The sequence below is a fragment of the Halalkalibacter krulwichiae genome (assembly GCF_002109385.1).
GTDB classification, from domain to species: Bacteria; Bacillota; Bacilli; order Bacillales; family Bacillaceae_D; genus Halalkalibacter; species Halalkalibacter krulwichiae.
Genome location: NZ_CP020814.1, coordinates 2,938,198 through 2,956,094, shown reverse-complemented (window position 1 = coordinate 2,956,094; position 17,897 = coordinate 2,938,198). Strand labels below are relative to the sequence as shown.

12 protein-coding genes are annotated in these 17,897 nt (G+C 35.1%); 7 read left to right on the top strand and 5 right to left on the bottom strand.

What is annotated here, in order from left to right; translation table 11 throughout:
* Positions 1-1,095: 1,095 nt before the first annotated feature.
* Positions 1,096-2,277: a GTP-binding protein gene (locus BkAM31D_RS14845; protein WP_066151029.1), complete on the bottom strand. Its 1,182-nt coding sequence runs from the start codon at positions 2,275-2,277 to the stop codon at positions 1,096-1,098.
* A gap of 484 nt (positions 2,278-2,761) precedes the next feature.
* Here BkAM31D_RS14845 and BkAM31D_RS14840 point away from each other — a divergent pair, with 484 nt between their 5' ends.
* On the top strand, positions 2,762-3,592 hold the full coding sequence (locus BkAM31D_RS14840; protein WP_066151026.1) for a sugar phosphate isomerase/epimerase family protein: 831 nt from the start codon (positions 2,762-2,764) through the stop codon (positions 3,590-3,592).
* Between the two features lie 114 nt (positions 3,593-3,706).
* On the opposite strand, the gene BkAM31D_RS14835 is transcribed toward BkAM31D_RS14840, so the two are convergent.
* Positions 3,707-4,369 carry a LytR/AlgR family response regulator transcription factor gene (locus BkAM31D_RS14835; protein ID WP_066151023.1) on the bottom strand — a complete coding sequence of 221 codons (663 nt, stop codon included), beginning with the start codon at positions 4,367-4,369 and terminating at the stop codon, positions 3,707-3,709.
* A 336-nt stretch (positions 4,370-4,705) separates the two neighbouring features.
* On the opposite strand from BkAM31D_RS14835, the gene BkAM31D_RS14830 reads away from it, so the two are divergent.
* The 3 genes from BkAM31D_RS14830 to BkAM31D_RS14820 are packed head-to-tail and all read left to right on the top strand — an operon-like array spanning position 4,706 to position 10,303.
* Positions 4,706-7,426, top strand: coding sequence for a response regulator (locus BkAM31D_RS14830; RefSeq protein WP_066151020.1), 2,721 nt, complete (start codon positions 4,706-4,708; stop codon positions 7,424-7,426).
* 10 nt (positions 7,427-7,436) lie between these two features.
* Positions 7,437-8,285: a CheR family methyltransferase gene (locus tag BkAM31D_RS14825; RefSeq protein ID WP_066151017.1), complete on the top strand. Its 849-nt coding sequence runs from the start codon at positions 7,437-7,439 to the stop codon at positions 8,283-8,285.
* 47 nt (positions 8,286-8,332) lie between these two features.
* Complete coding sequence (locus BkAM31D_RS14820) at positions 8,333-10,303, top strand: PAS domain S-box protein (RefSeq protein ID WP_257391575.1); 1,971 nt, start codon at positions 8,333-8,335, stop codon at positions 10,301-10,303.
* A 108-nt stretch (positions 10,304-10,411) separates the two neighbouring features.
* Here BkAM31D_RS14820 and BkAM31D_RS14815 read toward each other — a convergent pair whose 3' ends face one another.
* The 3 genes from BkAM31D_RS14815 to BkAM31D_RS14805 form a co-directional block, all read right to left on the bottom strand.
* Positions 10,412-11,917, bottom strand: a complete 1,506-nt coding sequence (locus BkAM31D_RS14815) for a potassium/proton antiporter (RefSeq protein WP_066151009.1) — start codon at positions 11,915-11,917, stop codon at positions 10,412-10,414.
* 32 nt (positions 11,918-11,949) lie between these two features.
* Complete coding sequence (locus BkAM31D_RS14810; RefSeq protein WP_066151006.1) at positions 11,950-12,504, bottom strand: tyrosine-type recombinase/integrase; 555 nt, start codon at positions 12,502-12,504, stop codon at positions 11,950-11,952.
* Between the two features lie 269 nt (positions 12,505-12,773).
* The gene (locus BkAM31D_RS14805; protein WP_066151003.1) at positions 12,774-13,979 is read right to left on the bottom strand and encodes an ROK family transcriptional regulator; all 1,206 of its coding nucleotides are present in this window, start codon (positions 13,977-13,979) and stop codon (positions 12,774-12,776) included.
* Between the two features lie 351 nt (positions 13,980-14,330).
* Between BkAM31D_RS14805 and uxaC the strand changes: the two genes are divergently transcribed.
* From uxaC to BkAM31D_RS14790, 3 genes are all read left to right on the top strand, one after another.
* Entirely contained in the window at positions 14,331-15,725 is a 1,395-nt protein-coding gene (gene uxaC, locus BkAM31D_RS14800) for a glucuronate isomerase (protein ID WP_066151000.1), read from the top strand.
* 68 nt (positions 15,726-15,793) lie between these two features.
* A complete protein-coding gene (locus BkAM31D_RS14795; RefSeq protein WP_066150997.1) occupies positions 15,794-17,062 on the top strand; it encodes a nickel pincer cofactor-dependent isomerase, group 22 in 1,269 nt (422 codons plus the stop codon).
* Between the two features lie 54 nt (positions 17,063-17,116).
* On the top strand, positions 17,117-17,887 hold the full coding sequence (locus BkAM31D_RS14790; RefSeq protein WP_066150993.1) for an SDR family oxidoreductase: 771 nt from the start codon (positions 17,117-17,119) through the stop codon (positions 17,885-17,887).
* The last annotated feature ends 10 nt before the right edge of the window (positions 17,888-17,897 follow it).

Sequence of the window (17,897 nt, the reverse complement as noted above, 5' to 3'; positions counted from 1 at the left end):
TTTGGGAATAAATTAGTCTTGTTTCTTTTACATTTTTGAGTTACAGAGTTTTGTTTCTCATTATTATTGCTAGAAAGATTTCTATTAACCAGTTGATAGTATTTCATTTGTTTAGAATTAGGGAGTTAGTAGGGAGTATGCACTTATGAAGTAAGAGTAAACCTTTGGAATTTTTATACCATTTGGCCCCCTTTTGTGATTGCAGTAGAGTATAAAAATAAAATGGATACGTTCATATTTTCTTGGTGATCCTCACATAATTATTCGAGATTGATCGTCGATTGCTAAAGAAAAGTAAGTTAGATATTAATCAAGTCCTTGGTAAAGGATAATATTTTTAATTCTTGAAAGAATTGCTTATTGATAATGTATCAGAAAAGCAGTTTCTTCTTACATTTGGCCCGTTCTGTTTGAAGAAGGAATAGCTATATGGATTGGATCTAGAGAGCTTTAATTTAACAGTTAATTGAATTATATTTTTTTGATAAGACGCTTTTGTAGTATTATTTTTGAATTACAGAGATAAATTTACAATAGTATTTATTAATTAAGCTAACTGGTTGATTGTTAAGTTAAATTATCACTCTACATCACTACGAAGGACAAAACAGAAAATTAGTATGATGAAAATTAACATAATAAGAGAGACAAGTATCATGTTGTAATTCTTTTATTCTAAAGAAGTTAAGTCTGTGATCACATTTTGATCACAGACTTAAATAATTATAGTTACCTAGAAGTAATTAGAATATTTTACCACCTCTAAAACCCGCACTACAATAGGATTTACGCACTCTCTTCATCTCAATGAAACTAGCGCCTCCACCTTGACAGGGTGGAGGTCACTGGTTCGAACCCAGTACGGGTCATTCAAAAAGCTAGTCATGGCACGCCTTTCAATGTTTGAGAGGCGTGTTTGTTACGTTTAGAATGAGAAACAGGGATAAGATCACGTTTGTTGAACATACAGCATTCCTTACATGGAAGAACGGATAGTTCCCTAATGATAGAGGATGCATATTCATGTTGCTTCCATTATAGATAAAAGAAAACAGCACCCTCGCAATGAGAGAAGCTGTTTCCTAATTGTAATGACTAACCCTCAACAAATTCAGGAAGAGGATCAGGAAACGAATTCCATTCTAAAGCCATTTCGTCATCTGTTAATACACATTGGTCAAGAGAGGCGGTGATATGAGCATGGGGCATGTCGATGCCTATTATAACGAGTTCAGTCATACGGTCCCCAAATACAGGGTCCCATTTCTCCTTTAATTCAGGTTCATCACATAGTATTTGATTTCTATCTGCTTCTGGATAAGCTGCAACCCATTCTCCGGCCCCTTGGAGCGTAACGAGTGAGCCAGATTGTGAAAGTAACCCAGCGATGGAGTTGCGAGTCGCAATCCATATAAATCCTTTTGCGCGAACAACATCTGCTGGCCAGCTTTCAAGCCATTTCATTAAACGCACAGGATGAAAGGGTCTCCTTTTGCGATAGACAAAGGAACTAATTCCATACTCCTCTGTTTCGGGAATATGTTCTTCATTTAACTCTTTAATCCAACCAGCTGATTGGCTGACTTTTTCAAAATCGAATTTTTCGGTATGGATGATTGTAGAAAGTTCAACTTTTGAATAGGAAGTTGGGATTAGATCGGCGTCAGCATTTAACTTTCTTATAAATTGCAGTATTTCCTGTTTATCAATCTCTTCTAGCATTTCTACTTTATTAACAATAATGACATCTGCAAATTCAATTTGGTCAACAAGTAGATCTGATACCTCGCGTGTATCAGAATTGTCAGTGCCTTGTTTTCGGTCAAGGAGAGTTTGACCTGATGCATAATCATCCCAAAACCGATTGGCATCTACTACTGTAACCATTGTATCTAATTTACATTTGTTTGTTAGGTCTACACCGAATTCTTCGTCCACGTATGTAAACGTTTGAGCAACGGGGATTGGTTCACTAATTCCAGAAGATTCGATAACAATATAGTCAATATCTCCTGCATCCACAATACGCTCAACTTCTTGCATTAAGTCTTCTCTTAAAGTACAGCAAATGCAGCCGTTTTGCAATTCAATTAGTTTTTCTTCTGTACGAGAGAAACCATTGTTTTTCACTAGTTTCGCATCAATGTTGACTTCACTCATGTCATTCACAATGACAGCAACCCTCATTCCTTCACGATTACTCAAAATGTGATTCAAAAGTGTTGTCTTCCCTGATCCTAAATAGCCACTTAACACGGTAACTGGAATTTGTTTCATAATATAAGTTCTCCTCTGTGATATAAAGCGTAATAATTACGATTTGTATTATATCTTTCTTTTTTCTTTTTGTAAATGGTTCTCATTTAAAAGGTTTTATTTATGAAGAAGACTTAGAACAATAAATAAAGCGAATCTCGGATTATAAAGGGGTTTATGAGAATGTATGGACGTCTGTAATAAAATCATTTGTAAGCTGAGACTTGAAAGATTAAAAGAATACTTGTAAAATCAATTTAAGTTATTTACTGTAATGATTTTCAAATGTAAGCGCTGCAAAATTCAGGTTTAATTAAAACGGCAATAAGAAAACGATGTTAGCTTCAATAATTATATTTTCTTCTAGGAATAAAATGTGAGTCAGCAAAGGTAAAAGAGGATTGGCATCTAGCTCTTTACTTCAGATAGATTCACTTCATTTTTTTATTTTATATTAGATCGATCTAACAATATATTAGATCGATCTAAAAAATGGAGGGTTACAATGGAAATGCAATTTTCTTTAGCGCATCTTACGGCTCTTGAGTTATCACCACCAGAATTAACGTATGTAGCTGCAAAAGCGGGTTATGATTTTGTAAGTATTCGACCAATATACATGGGATTACCTGGTGAGCCTAATTATGCTTTGGCCGAAAACAAAGAGATGATGCAGCAAACTAAAAGGGCTCTAAATGAGACTGGCATTAAACTATTAGATATTGAGTTAGCTCGTATTTATGAAGGACTTGATCCTAAAATCTACTTGCCAGCCTTCGAAGTTGCTGCTGAGCTTGGAGCAAGGCATGTTCTTAGCTCTATATGGACAGATGATCGAAGTTCCTATATTGAGAAATTTGATGAGCTGTGTGAATTGGCAGAGCCCTATGGATTATCGGTAGAATTGGAATTTGTACCAATTGCTAGCGTTACAAATCTGAAAGGAGTGGTTGATGTCCTTGAAACTGTCAAAAGGGAAAATACGGGGATCATGATAGATGCACATCATTTTCATCGTTCAGGTGATAAACCTGAAGATTTGGATCAGATTCCTCGTGAATGGTTTAACTATTTTCATTTGTGTGACGCCCCTAGTCATATCCCAAGTAATATAGAAGAAATGAAGCGGATTTTAAGAGAAGAGCGGTTATATGTGGGGGAGGGAGGAATAAATGTAGCTGAGATTGTAAATCATCTCCCTCAGATTCCCTATTCCATTGAGTTACCGAATATACACCGTGCAAGAAAACTTGGCTATGAAGAATTTGTTAAACAATGTTTACAGACAGCTAAGGAATACTTTTCCAGAAACGCTAGAGTGACATTGGAAAAATAAATGAAGCCAATTATTTGATTGATAAGAATGAGGATGAAAAAAGCATTTACTTTTTTCATCCTCTTAACATTTCATTACTCTAATAGAGTGATTGTAATAGTCTTTATTATACGGTCAAAAGCCAAGTACCCTACGCACTTGTTGTACATACGTTTGGCTAATAGTAAGTGTCAATTCTTCTGGGTCCTTTAATACAACTATCAAATTAGAAGATAGATCACGAGAGATTTGATTAATATAGGAGATGTTAACAATATAAGATCTATGAATTCGAATAAACGTTTTAGGTAATTGCAATTCGAGTGTTTTTAAAGGGAAAATGGAACTATACGTGCCATTATGTGTATAAATATATGTCTTCTTTTGTTTACTTTCAATATAACTAATTTCTTCAACTGCTATTGGCTTCCAACAATTCTCATGCTTACCGGTAATAAATGATAGAGAACTTGATTGATTAGAAGAGAAATCAGGTGGAAAAATGAGAACTACCGCTCCAAAAGAGTATGAGTCAAAGTTTTCAATTGGATAACCAATACCATAATATGATGTACCAAAAACCGACTTATCTACAAATCCTTCGACACGTTCTTTTTGTAGGTAAACTTGTTCAGTGATACTTCCTTTAGGAACTAATTGACCTTCAATGAGATTTAAGTCGTGCCCACTAGGTATATACTTCACATATCGATCACCGGCTGCAATAGCAATTGAAGAGGATTCAGGAGCCCACTCTTTTAAAAACGAGGATAGAAGACGTGCAAAACTAGTTTCCAAAATCGTTCTTCCTTTCAAATGTAATAATTTATTTTGTCTGATATATTTGTACTTTGTCCAATTATATCATGATTTGTCAGATCATAAAGACAAAATATCGACTGTATTATACGATGAATAAGAAAAAAGTCTGCTATAATATGTAAAAGTAAACAATGATGTTAAAGGTTTATCGGATTGGTCATTTTTAGAAAGGGTGAATTAATTACTGTATTGCTAGAGTCACACCTTTCTTTTTAGGAGAAATAAATGACTGATTATTCACAAAATTTAATTTTGTTAACGCTTAAAATACGATCGGGTATAAGTATGAATCTGATAGAAGGGATATAACGAATGAAAATCAAAACAAGATTATATGTAGGGTTTGCTTCCGTTTTAATGTTAATGGTTATTTTAGGTGGAGGGGCACTCTATGTTCATTTGCAACAATTACATGTTAATGAAGTAATTAAAGAAAAATATGAGCATGTGAAATTAGCTAATTTCATTCTAGCTGAGACAAACAATACGTCAAGAATGCTTCGTGACTTACTATTAGGTGATATTTCACCAGAAGATCCTATTATTATGGATTCAAGAGCTCAAGCATATGAGGCAATCGATGCTTATGAACAATTGTCAAACTCTGATGAGATTTCAGAATTATTAACAGAATTAAGAGCGATAAATGATATTTATACAAATGCTGCTGAAACTGTGATTGAGCTTGTCAAAAACGATGAAATTGAACAAGCTACTAAAGTATTAATCGTTGATCACCGTGATGATCGAGTTAGCTTGTCTTATAATTCTCAACTACTTGCCTCAATGGAAGAAGAAATAATGAATGAGGCAATAGAGGAATCATATACCCTTTATCAGAGGGCGTATATGATGTTTTGGATTGTAGTAATAGCATGCTTCATCGGTTGTTTAGCAATTACTACTTGGGTTGTGAAAACAACAACAAGAGGAATAAATCGAGTAAGCTCTGTTATCGCAGCAGTTCCAAGAAATCCGAATGAAGTATTACCTCGTATTACCGACATTCCAAAAGATGAAACAAAAGAAATTGCCCTTGCTTATAATGCAATGGCCAATGTCTTAGATGAAAATATGGCTCACGAGAAAGAATTAAAAGAGAAATTACACGAGGAAAATTGGATTAAAACCAATATTGCTGAAATTACAACTTCTTATCAAGGGGCACAGCATCTAACTAAATTTGCAGAACTAATTATTTCTAAGGTAACACCAATGGTTGGCGCTACTTATGGTGTTTTCTATTTTATCGATGAACAGGATTCAGTCATTACTCAAATTGCTACATATGCAGCGAATGAGAATAAAATAAATAATGACACGATCAAAATGGGAGAAGGGCTTGTAGGTCAATGCGCCAAAGAAAAGAAAATAATTGATTTGGAGTCTATTCCTGAAGGTTCATTAAAGGTTACGTCTGGCCTTATAAGTGCAAGCCCAAGAGCTTTAATGATTTTACCGATTGAGTTTGAGGGTCGTGTAATTGCAGTGATCGAACTTGCTAGCTTTGAAGACTTTACAACGTTACAGAAACAACTGTTAGTTATTGTTTGCAATACAATTGGTGTAAGTATTAATAGCATATTTGGCCGGATGAAAATTGAAAACTTATTAGATGAGTCACAAACGCTTACTGAAGAATTGCAAACTCAGTCTGAGGAGCTCCAACAGCAGCAAGAAGAATTACAAATTATTAACGAAAAGTTAGAAGAACAATATTACAATTCAGAAGAGAAAACGAAAGAACTAGAAAAAATTAAAGTAGACCTTGAGGAAAAAAATAGACATGTAGAATTAAGTTCTAAATATAAGTCAGAGTTTTTAGCAAATATGTCACATGAATTACGGACGCCATTAAATAGTATGTTAATTTTGTCTGAAATGCTAGCTGATAATAGTGAGGGGAATTTAACAGATGATGAAACGGAATATGCCAAAACCATTTTTGCATCTGGGAAAGACTTATTGAACCTTATTAATGATATTTTAGATTTATCAAAAATAGAAACAGGTAACATTGAAATTTATCCAGGAGAAGTTTATGTAGATGACTTGATCGCAACATTAAAAAGACAATTTACTCCAGTGGCTAATCAGAAGGGAATTGATTTTTCGTATGAAGTTGCAGAAGGATTCCCAAAATCAATGATTACAGATGACCTGCGCTTTAAGCAGGTACTTAAGAATTTGCTCTCCAATGCTTTTAAATTTACAAAGGCTGGTTCTGTCTTTGTAAAGTTTGATGTTTATAATGATCACTCACTTCATGAACATGGTGCGAAAAGCGATATGAAGTTAGCAATCTCTGTTACAGATACAGGGATAGGAATCCCGAAAGAATCGCAAGCTTTGATATTTGAAGCATTTAAGCAAGGGGACGGAACGACAACTCGTATGTATGGAGGAACGGGGCTTGGCTTATCTATCTCTAAGGAAATCGTTCATTTACTTGGAGGGTACATCGAAGTAGAAAGCGTAGTAGGAAAAGGTAGTACGTTTACCGTCTTTTTACCATTTCACTATGCAAAATGGCAAACGAATCAGGTTGAGTCTGAAGTCGCAGCGACAGTAGACCATGAAATCGTTGAGCGGACATCAGGGTATCAGTTGCAAGAAGAAGCTAGTACTTATGAGGACAAGTCAACGACCAAAGAACCTTTAGCAGGAAAGAGCATTTTGCTTGTCGATGATGATATGCGCAACGTCTTTTCATTAACCAATGCGCTTGAAAAACAAAAAATGAAAGTCGTTTTTGCTGAAAATGGAAAAGAGGCACTTGAAGTGTTACAGACTACCCCGAATGTAGATCTTGTATTAATGGATATAATGATGCCGGTTATGAATGGTTATGAAGCAATGAGTGAAATTCGAGATATTCCTGAGTTCGAAACATTGCCGATTATCGCCCTTACAGCCAAAGCAATGAAAAGTGACAGGGAAAAGTGCTTCGCTTCAGGGGCTTCAGATTATATTAGTAAACCTGTAAATATGGATCAACTATTATCTTTAATCAGAGTATGGTTACACAAGTAGGAGTTAAAACATGAGTGTAAATTTGATTGATTACGATGAATCGAGAAACACATTAGAAAAGATTGAAATTGAATTGCTACTCGAAGGGATTTATCGCTATTATGGTTTTGACTTTCGGAACTACGCGTATCCATCTATTAGACGAAGAATACTCCATCGTATTCATACAGAGAAACTTAGTTCAATTTCGAGCTTACAAGAAAAAGTGCTTCATGATGGAGATTTGTTAAATAAATTACTTGAAGACTTTTCTATAAATGTAACGGAAATGTTTCGTGATCCTAGTTTCTTTAAATCGTTTAAAACGAAGATCATTCCTTATTTAAGGGAATTACCAATGATTCGAATTTGGCATGCAGGTTGTTCATCTGGCGAGGAAGCGTATTCGATGGCTGTCCTTTTACACGAAGAAGGGCTCTATGAGAAATCAAGAATTTATGCAACGGACATCAACGAAAAGATTTTAGAAAAAGCAAAATTAGGGCAATATCCCATTGAGCGTATGGAGACTTATACAAAAAATTACTACAATGCAGGTGGTGCACGTTCTTTCTCTGAATATTATTCGGCTAATCATGAGCAAGTCATGTTTCATTCTTTCCTAAAAGAAAATATTGTCTTCGCTCATCATAACCTTGTATCAGATCATTCCTTTAATGAATTTCATGTTATTGTATGTCGAAATGTCATGATTTATTTTAATAGAAATTTACAGGAACGCGTTCATCACTTGTTTTTTGATAGTCTCTGTAATAATGGTTATCTTTGTTTAGGAAATAAAGAAGCACTCCTCAAAACAGATTGTAAAAACAATTATGATGTAGTTGACCCTATTGAAAAAATATATAGAAAGAAATAAAAAGAAGGCTTAATCATTAGAAAGCTAGAGTAGTGATAGGGGGATACATGATGGAAGAGAATCAGCAAGTGAAAATTTTGATCGTGGATGACCGTCCTGAAAACATTTTATCTTTAGTAGCTATCCTAAGACCATTAAAATATGAATTAATTACTGCTAATTCGGGTGAAGAAGCATTGAAGCACGTGTTAAACCACGAATTTGCTCTTATATTGTTGGATGTACAAATGCCAGGACTGAATGGTTTTCAAGTAGCAGAGATAATTAAAAGTAGAGAAAGTTCAAGTCATATCCCAATTATCTTTGTTACAGCAATAAGCCAGGCGCTAGAACATGTGAATCAAGGTTATTCAGTCGGGGCTGTTGATTATATATTCAAACCATTTATGCCGGATATACTAAAAGCGAAAGTAGAAGCTTTAATAAAGATTTACCATTATCAAAAAAGACTAGAAAATCAAAGAGAGCTACTAGCAGAACAGAAACAAGCATTGGAAGAAGCAAATAATAAGTTGAGAGAAACTACATCACAATTACGTAAGTCAGAGGCATTAACGCGTATGATTGGCGATACGTCTCTTGATGCAATTGTCACAACGGACAAAGAAGGATATATAATATCAGTTAATCCAGCTACAGAGAAACTATTTGGCTATCAATCTGAAGTGATTGTAGGAGAAAACATCTTAAAGTTAGTTCCTTCACTTCAAACCCGCGAGCCATCAGCAAGTGTAATTGAAGTAGAAGCTTTAAGAAAAGATAATGGCTATTTTTCTGCTGAGGTTCAAATTGGTCAAGCTGAAGTTGATGATATGAATTTTTTTGTTTGTACGATACGTGATATTACACAACGAAAAGTTATGGAACAACAACTAAGGGAACAAAATAATAATTTAGAACGAATTGTAGATGAACAAACGAGTGAACTTATTCTCGTTAATCAGAATCTTATCCATTCTGAAGAAAGGTTTCGTAAGATTTTTGAATCAAGTCCTAATTTGATGGCAATTCAATCGATTTCGACTGGACAATATATCACAGTTAATGAGAGCTTTCTAGCAACAACTGGATATGATCTTGAAGAGATTGTAGGGAAGACACTTGAATGCTTACAATTGGAATTACCTAATCAAAAGAAGTTAATACATGAAAAAGAGGATCTACATAAAGGGTTCAGAAATGTGCGTATTCGTTTTAGTTCTAAGAAAGGGGAGCTCCGAGAAGGCTTGTTATCAACGGAGATCGTGAAGATACAAGGTGAAAAGTGTGTCATAAGTGTTATTACAGACATAACGGAACGAGTGAACTTTGAAAAGAAATTAGCGCGAATGGATCGGTTAAACTTAATTGGTGAGATGGCTGCAGGAATTGCCCACAAAATAAGAAACCCTATGACAACTGTCTCAGGATTTCTTCAAATTTCAAAGAGTCAAATGAAATATATGAAAAAAGAATACCTTGATTTAATGATTGAAGAGTTAAACCGAGCTAACACAATTATTACAGAATTTCTTACTCTTGCGAAAAATAAATCAACCGATAAAAAGGCCAAAACGCTTAATTCAGTAATTAACGCTATTTTTCCTTTATTAGAAACAGAAGCTTTACTTAGTAATAAGATCATCCATCTGGATTTAAATGATTGTCCAGAAGTCTTATTAGATGAAAAAGAAATAAGGCAATTAATTTTAAATATCGCTTTAAATGGTTTAGAAGCAATGGAACCAGGTGGGTGCTTAACTATTGCGACTTATTTAGATAGTGAAGGGGTTGTATTAGCAATAGAAGATGAAGGGAAAGGGATTGATACTAATATCCTTGATAAAATAGGTACACCTTTTTTTACGACAAAAGACACCGGGACAGGACTTGGATTAGCCGTTTGTTATAGCATTGCTTCAAGACACAATGCAGAAATCAAAATAAGCAGCAGTACCAGGGGCACTACATTCTATATTTCCTTTAATCAAGTTCAATCAGTTAGTGAGTATCGTGAGTTAAAGGAATCTTTTCAATAAGAAAACGGGTACAGCAGGAATGGATAAAGAGAAAACTCCCTCTAAGGAAAACAGGTTAAAAGCCTGCTATTTCCTTAGAGGGAGTTTTATTTGCTTGCAAAAGTAGAATTATTCTACCGCCTTTTTGACGTTTGTTTCTGAAAGTACCGGCTTTTCAAGCATTTCCTTCAACTGCTTTTTGCTTTGCTTAGATACTAGAATATAGAGGACATCACCAGCATACACTTTTGTTTCTCCGTACGGTGTAATTAAGGAACCTTTTCTGATAATTGCGTTAACCAACACATCCTTTGGAAATACAATTTCAGCTAAAGATCGGTTTACGATGCTAGTTTCCTCATTAATTTCAACCTCTATCACTTCTGCATTAGCTTTTCCAATAGAAACGAGTTCTAATGAATGAATTGGAAGCTCCGTTTTCGTTTCCGTGAGTTTTAACTTTTCTGCAAAAAATGTAATGGTGGAACCTTGAACTAAGGCTGAAGTTAAAACAACGAAAAAGACAACGTTAAAAAATAGCTGGCTATTTTGCAAACCGGAAATCATTGGAAACGTTGCTAATACAATTGGGACGGCTCCTCTTAAGCCAGCCCAAGAAAGAAACATCTTTTCCTTTAATTCGAATTTCAAACCTATTGTTGATAGAAAAACAGCAATCGGTCTTGCAACTAAAATTAAAATAAATGATAGAATCAAGCCTTTTATAATAATATCAAACTGAAAAAGCTGAGCAGGGAAGACGAGTAGTCCTAAAATGACAAACATTAGAATTTGCATCATCCATGCAAATCCTTCATTAAAGCGAAAGATGGAATGGCGATACGTTAGTTCGGCATTACCAATTACAAGAGCAGCTACATAAACAGCTAGTAATCCACTTGCACCGACTAAAGCGGTTAAGCTATAAGTTAAAAGAGCAAATGCCATTGCGAAAATAGGGTATAGTCCACTAGAGTCAAGATTGACTCGATTAATCGCAACTGTCGCTAATTTACCAAGTCCTAATCCAAGTAATAGGCCAATTCCCATTTGCCAAAAAAATGACCCTACTAGTAGAAGGTAATTCGGTTGGTCAGTTAACAGTAGTTGAATAAATGAGATGGTTAGAAAAACAGCCATCGGATCATTTGTCCCTGATTCGGCTTCTAAAGTAGCACCAAGGCGTTTGCGCAGATTGACTCCTTTTAAAACAGCGAAAACGGCAGCTGCATCAGTTGAACCTACGATGGCTCCGAATAAGAAAGCCTCTACCCAAGAAACATCTAAAATGAACTTAGCAGCAGCGGCTACAACAGAGGTCGTAATAATGACACCGAGTGTCGCAAGAGATAGTGCTGGAGCGGTAACGGATTTAACAGTTGACCATTTTGTTTGTAAACCACCTTCAAACAAAATAATGACTAAGGCAAGAATACCAACTAGTTGGGCATATTTGGCATTATCAAAATAAATAAATCCTAAACCATCACTGCCAGCTAACATCCCGACAATCATAAATAGAACTAGGGCTGGAACGCCTAAACGGGTAGAGAATTTTGCGGTGAGTACACCTGAGATCAACAACAGTGCACAAAGTAAGATAAAGTAATCAATATTAAATGCGCCATTTATCATATATTTATTCCTTTCTATCTTAATTTCTTCAATTATAAATTAACGTCCAATTTCGGTACCTGATTTTCATCAGCAATTCCAATATATCGTAGTGTGGCTTTACGAGTCTCATGATTAAAGCGTCGTTGCAATAATGAAAGAGCAATACCCTTCTTGTAACCATGATAACCAAAAGTCTTCCTAAGTGTATGTGTTCCAATTTTATCTGAAATTCCAGCTTCTATAGCAGCTTGATTAATAATTCTGTAGGCTTGCTGACGAGTGATTGCTTGTTTTTTATTTGAAGCAGCAAAGAGAAAATCATTTTCATTGATATGAGCTTGATTAACGTAATTAATAATGGCTTTTCGAACATTTCTATTTAAATAAATGTATTCTGTTTGTGTTTTTGTTTTCATTTCTAAAAATTCGCGAGGGGAACCTTCATTCATAACATCTTCATAAAGAAGACTTAGAAGTTGACTAATACGTAATCCTGTATTAATCCCTAACATAAATAGCAAAAAATCACGTTTAGAACGTTTAATTAAAAAATGTTTCATAACACGAATTTTCTCAATGTCTCTGATTGGTTCCACAAATTCCATCACTAATCCCCTCTAAAATGTTACATATACTTATAATAACATGTATTTATGTAACATAGACAAATTTAAGTTGAATTCAGATAATTTTACAGATGTTAATCTATTTATGAAAAAATTTTGTTATAGATTGAATGTTAAATTGTTGTTGTAAGCTAATAGAACGTACACATAAGAAGTACGGTTCATTGATAAAATGAAGGAAAGGCCAACCAATTAAAAAAAAGCCCTTACTAGGAATTCATCTAAGTAAGGGCTTTCGAAAAAAGAAATTACTTCCAATTTGGGACTTCGACATGGATCTTAGGTATCTCTTCATCATTAATATTAAATTTTAATTCTGGAATCTGAAGGAAATTCTTGATTGCCAAGGCACAAGCGCCCATTACACAGGCTTCCTTTCCAAAATCTGAAATAATTAATTCTTGAAAGTGACTGACAGAGGAAGTGAGGCTTTCCTTGATTTCATTTAATGCATTCTTGTGCATTTTTAACAATTCACTATTCAGAACAATTGTTTCAGGGTTGTAGAGATTAATAATGTTATTAAGACCAATGGATAAATACTCAATGTATTCTTTCATTTCTTGGTTTGTGTTTGGTTCTTGTTCATTTAACCACTGTTGAATATCTAAATAGGACAAATCGGGTTTGTTTTGCCTCTCGGATAATAACTTAAAGAAAATGGATTCCGATGCATATTGCTCCCAACAACCTTTATTGCCACATTTACACGGTTTACCGTGTGGAACAACTATCATATGTCCCATTTCTCCGGCATATCCATGATATCCTTCGTAAAGTTCTCCATTAATCATAATTCCAAGACCGATTCCTGAATACAAACTAACACATAGCAGGTTAACGCTTTGATGATGATTATATACCTGTTCTGCAAAAGCGCATAAATTAGCGTTATTCTCTATATGAGGAGAGAGGCCTGTCCCTTTTTCAATATCCGCTTTTAAGTTCTTGTTATGCCAATTATGAGAAGGCACAAAGTTAATGATTTCATCCTCGGTTACAATTCCATGAATGCCAACAACAACCCCAACAATTCCATAATGGCTATCAGAACACTTATCTTGATAATGTTGGATATTTTCAATTAAAATACTAAGTACGTGCTCATAATCAGAAATGTGTATGTCGACTGTATCAGAAGACAATGGTGAACCAAGCAAGTCGGTAAGAGTAAACGTAATTTGTTTATAGTCTAGATCAATCCCTAAAGCATAACCAGCTTTGCGATTTAACGATAGCATGATTGGTCTTCTTCCTAGGTTTTTATGTTCTTGTTGTGTTTCAACAATTAATTCTTCACTCAACATGTCCGCAACTTGAACTGATATTGTTGCTTTGTTCAAGCCTGTGATTTTGGCTAATTCCGCTCTCGAAATAAGTCCATGTTCTATGATTTTACTTATTAAAAAACTCCTATTTATTTTTTTAATATAAGCAGCATCACCTGTAACCATATGCAACCTCCTAAAGTAGAAACAAATGTATCACAAAATTTTTTTGAAAAAAAGTAGATGTATAAAAGTGCGTTTAGTTTTAATTAGGTACATATATTCTTATTATACAGTTTTTCAGGAGTATTTCCTATTTAACTGTAGCGATAGAAAATATGGGGGAAGAGGAATTATCTAATTGACTAAAAACACGTTCAATGATATTCTACAGTTATTAATTTGTTTAGTAAACAAATTAATGATTCCTCAAATGAAAAATTATTATCAAATGTAAAAGTAATTTATTAAAACTAGTTATTTTAGTATAGGTAAGTTTTATTATAACAAATAATACCATTAGGAGGTAGTTCTTTTATGAAGCAATTTTTAGGCGATGATTTTTTATTAAAAAGCGAAACGGCTCAAAAGCTCTATGAAAAATCAAAGGTACAACCAATTCATGACTTTCATTGTCACCTTGATCCAAAAGAAATTTGGGAAGATAAACCATTTGAAAATATGACACAAGTTTGGTTGGCTGGAGATCATTACAAGTGGAGAGCGATGCGTCTTAATGGCATAAGTGAGCATTTAATTACAGGTGATTCAAGTGATTGGGAGAAATTTGAGGCATGGGCCGAGACAGTACCAAACTTAATTGGAAACCCACTATATCATTGGACACATATGGAGCTAAAAACATTCTTCGGAATTGAAAAAGTGTTAACTCCAGAAACAGCTCTTGAAATTTGGGAAGAGTGCAATGAAAAATTACAACATCCAGACTTTTCTCCTAGGAAGTTTGTTGAAAGGTCTAATGTCCAATTTATTGGAACAACTGATGATCCAATTTCAATGTTAGAGTATCATGAGTTATTAACGAACGATGAAGCATTTACAGCAACCATTGCGCCTACCTTTAGACCTGATGGTGCCCTTTTCCTAGAGAAACCAACTTTTCATGATTGGTTAAAGAAATTAGAAAGTGTATCTGGTCAAGTAGTGACGTCATTAGATGAATTATTAGTTGCAATGAAGCAACGCGTAGACTTCTTTGATCAAATGGGCTGTCGTGCTTCAGATCATGGTTTGTCTCAAATGGTTTACAAAGGCGTATCTAAGGTAGAAGCTGAAGAGATTTTTGCAAAACGATTTAATGGTAACGCTCTATCGGATCAAGAAATTGTTGCTTATCAATCATTCTTGCTTCTAGAATTAGGGAAAATGTATGCAGAAAAAAAATGGGTCATGCAACTTCATATTGGAGCTATCCGAAATAATAATACAAAAATGTTTCATGTATTAGGGGCTGATTCAGGATTTGATTCAATTGGAGATGCAAGACTGGCTGAAGGTTTAGCTCAGTTCTTAGATGCACTAGATCAAGTTGATGCGTTGCCGAAGACGATCCTTTATAACTTAAATCCTCGTGATAATTACGTACTAGCAACAATGACAGGAAACTTCTATGAGGCTGGAATTCCAGGTAAAGTGCAATTTGGGTCTGCTTGGTGGTTTAACGACCATATTGATGGCATGGAAAAGCAATTAAAAGATCTAGGAAATTTAGGGCTGTTGAGTCACTTTGTTGGAATGTTGACGGATTCACGAAGCCTTCTTTCATTTGTGCGACATGATTATTTCCGTCGTATCTTGTGTAATCTGATTGGAGAATGGGTTGAAGACGGAAAAGCGCCAAGTGACCATGATTCACTTGAACGAATGGTAGAAAATATTAGCTTTAACAATGCGAAGAGATACTTTGCTTAATCGTTAACACGACTAACTGGTTATCAAGAGATTATAAGCTAATTACTTAAGGAGTGAAAGTTTAAATTATGGGAATCCTTCAAGATTTATTAAAAGATATTCCAGTGCCCAAGATGGCTAAAGTAAAACAGCACTTTGATGACAGCAAGATTGAAAACATTGATGAAGTGTTACAAGAGAGCTTACATCAAGATTTAATCACAAAGAAAATTAAACCTGGCATGGAGGTTGCTATAGCTGTTGGAAGCAGAGGGATGGATCGGCTCGTGGAGATTACTGCTGGTACAGTTAAATTTTTAAAGGATCTAGGTGCTAAACCTTTTATCGTTCCAAGCATGGGAAGTCATGGAGGTGCAACTGCTGAAGGGCAACGAGAAGTATTAGCGCATCTTGGTGTAACAGAAGAAAGTGTGGACGCTGAAATTCGATCTTCAATGGAGGTAATCAAGCTTGGTGAGTTAGAAAATGGCTTACCTGTTTATATTGATAAGTATGCTTCGAAAGCAGATGGTATTGTTGTCATAAACCGTATCAAGCCTCATACTGCCTTTCGAGGTAAAGTTGAAAGTGGTCTGATGAAAATGATTAGCATTGGGCTTGGAAAACAAAAAGGTGCTGAAGCCTGCCATCAGCTTGGCTTCAAATATATGGCTGAAAATGTACCGGCAATGGCAAAAATGATGATGGATAAAACACCAATTTTGTTTGGTGTAGCTACTTTAGAAAATGCTTTTGATAAAGTAGCAAGAGTTGAAGTTATAGCAGCTGAAGAAATCGAAGCAAAAGAACCAGAATTACAATCATTAGCTAAACAATTGTTACCTAAACTATTCTTTGAACAAATTGATGTTCTTGTAATTGATGAGATAGGTAAGAACATAAGCGGTGATGGTATGGATCCTAACATAACCGGTCGATATCCAACACCATATGCTCATGGAGGACCAGAAGTAAATAAGATGGTTGTATTAGATTTAACCCCTGAAACAGAAGGGAATGCAAATGGTGTAGGGACGGCCGATTTTACAACACAGCGTCTTGTCGATAAGATGAATCGTGAGTTCACTTATGCGAACGGATTAACGTCGACAGTTGTTGCGCCTACGAAAATTGCAACAACATTAGCAAATGATAAGGAAGCTATTCAAGCAGCGGTAAAAACATGTAATATTTTAGACTTTTCAAAAGTAAAACTAGTGAGGATAAAAAATACTTTAGAAATTGGGGAAATAGAAGTGTCGGAAGCTTTGTTAGATCATATTGCTAGTCATCCGCAATTGGAGCAGTCCTCTGATTTATTTGAACCTGAATTTGATCTAAATGGAAACCTAAAATAAGATGCTTATTTTAAATTAATTTTCAAAACCATATTTTATTAAGGGGAGAACAAAATGGGAAATTTATTTGATTTATCTGGTAAAACAGCTGTAGCAATTGGAGGAAATAGTGTTTTAGGAGCTTCTATTTCAAAAGGATTAGCAGAACATGGTGCAAAAGTAGCCATTCTTGGACGAAACCTTGAAAAAGCCAATCAAGTTGTTCAAGAAATCGAAGAGAACGGTGGAACTGCCAAAGCATTTGTTGCTGACGTTAGTTCCCGCGAATCTTTAGAAAAGGCAGCAAGTGAAATTGAGCAATGGTCTGGCGGATGGGATATCGTTCTAAATGCACCAGGAAAAAATAGTGCGACTCCATTTTTTGACTTAGAGATGGATGAGTGGGATGATATTATGGATGTTAATTTAAAGGGAATTGTTGTTACTTGTCAAATCTTTGCAAAGAAAATGATTGAGCAAGAAAGAAAAGGGAGTATTATAAACATTTCGTCCGTTTCTTCAACTACACCACTATCAAAAGTATTCACATACTCTGTTTCTAAAGCCGGTGTAAATAGCATGACACAGTTCCTTGCGAGAGAATTTGCTCCACATGGCATCCGTGTAAATGCAATCATTCCAGGATTTTTCCCAGCGGAGCAAAATCGTAAAATATTAAGTGAAGAACGAGTTCAATCGATTATGAACCACACTCCGATGAATCGCTTTGGTGAGCCAGATGAACTTCAAGGTGCAGCTGTTTGGCTTTCATCTGATAAGGCATCAAGCTTTGTAACAGGTGCACTTATTAGAGTGGACGGTGGTTTCGGTAGTATGACAATCTAACCTAGTTCTA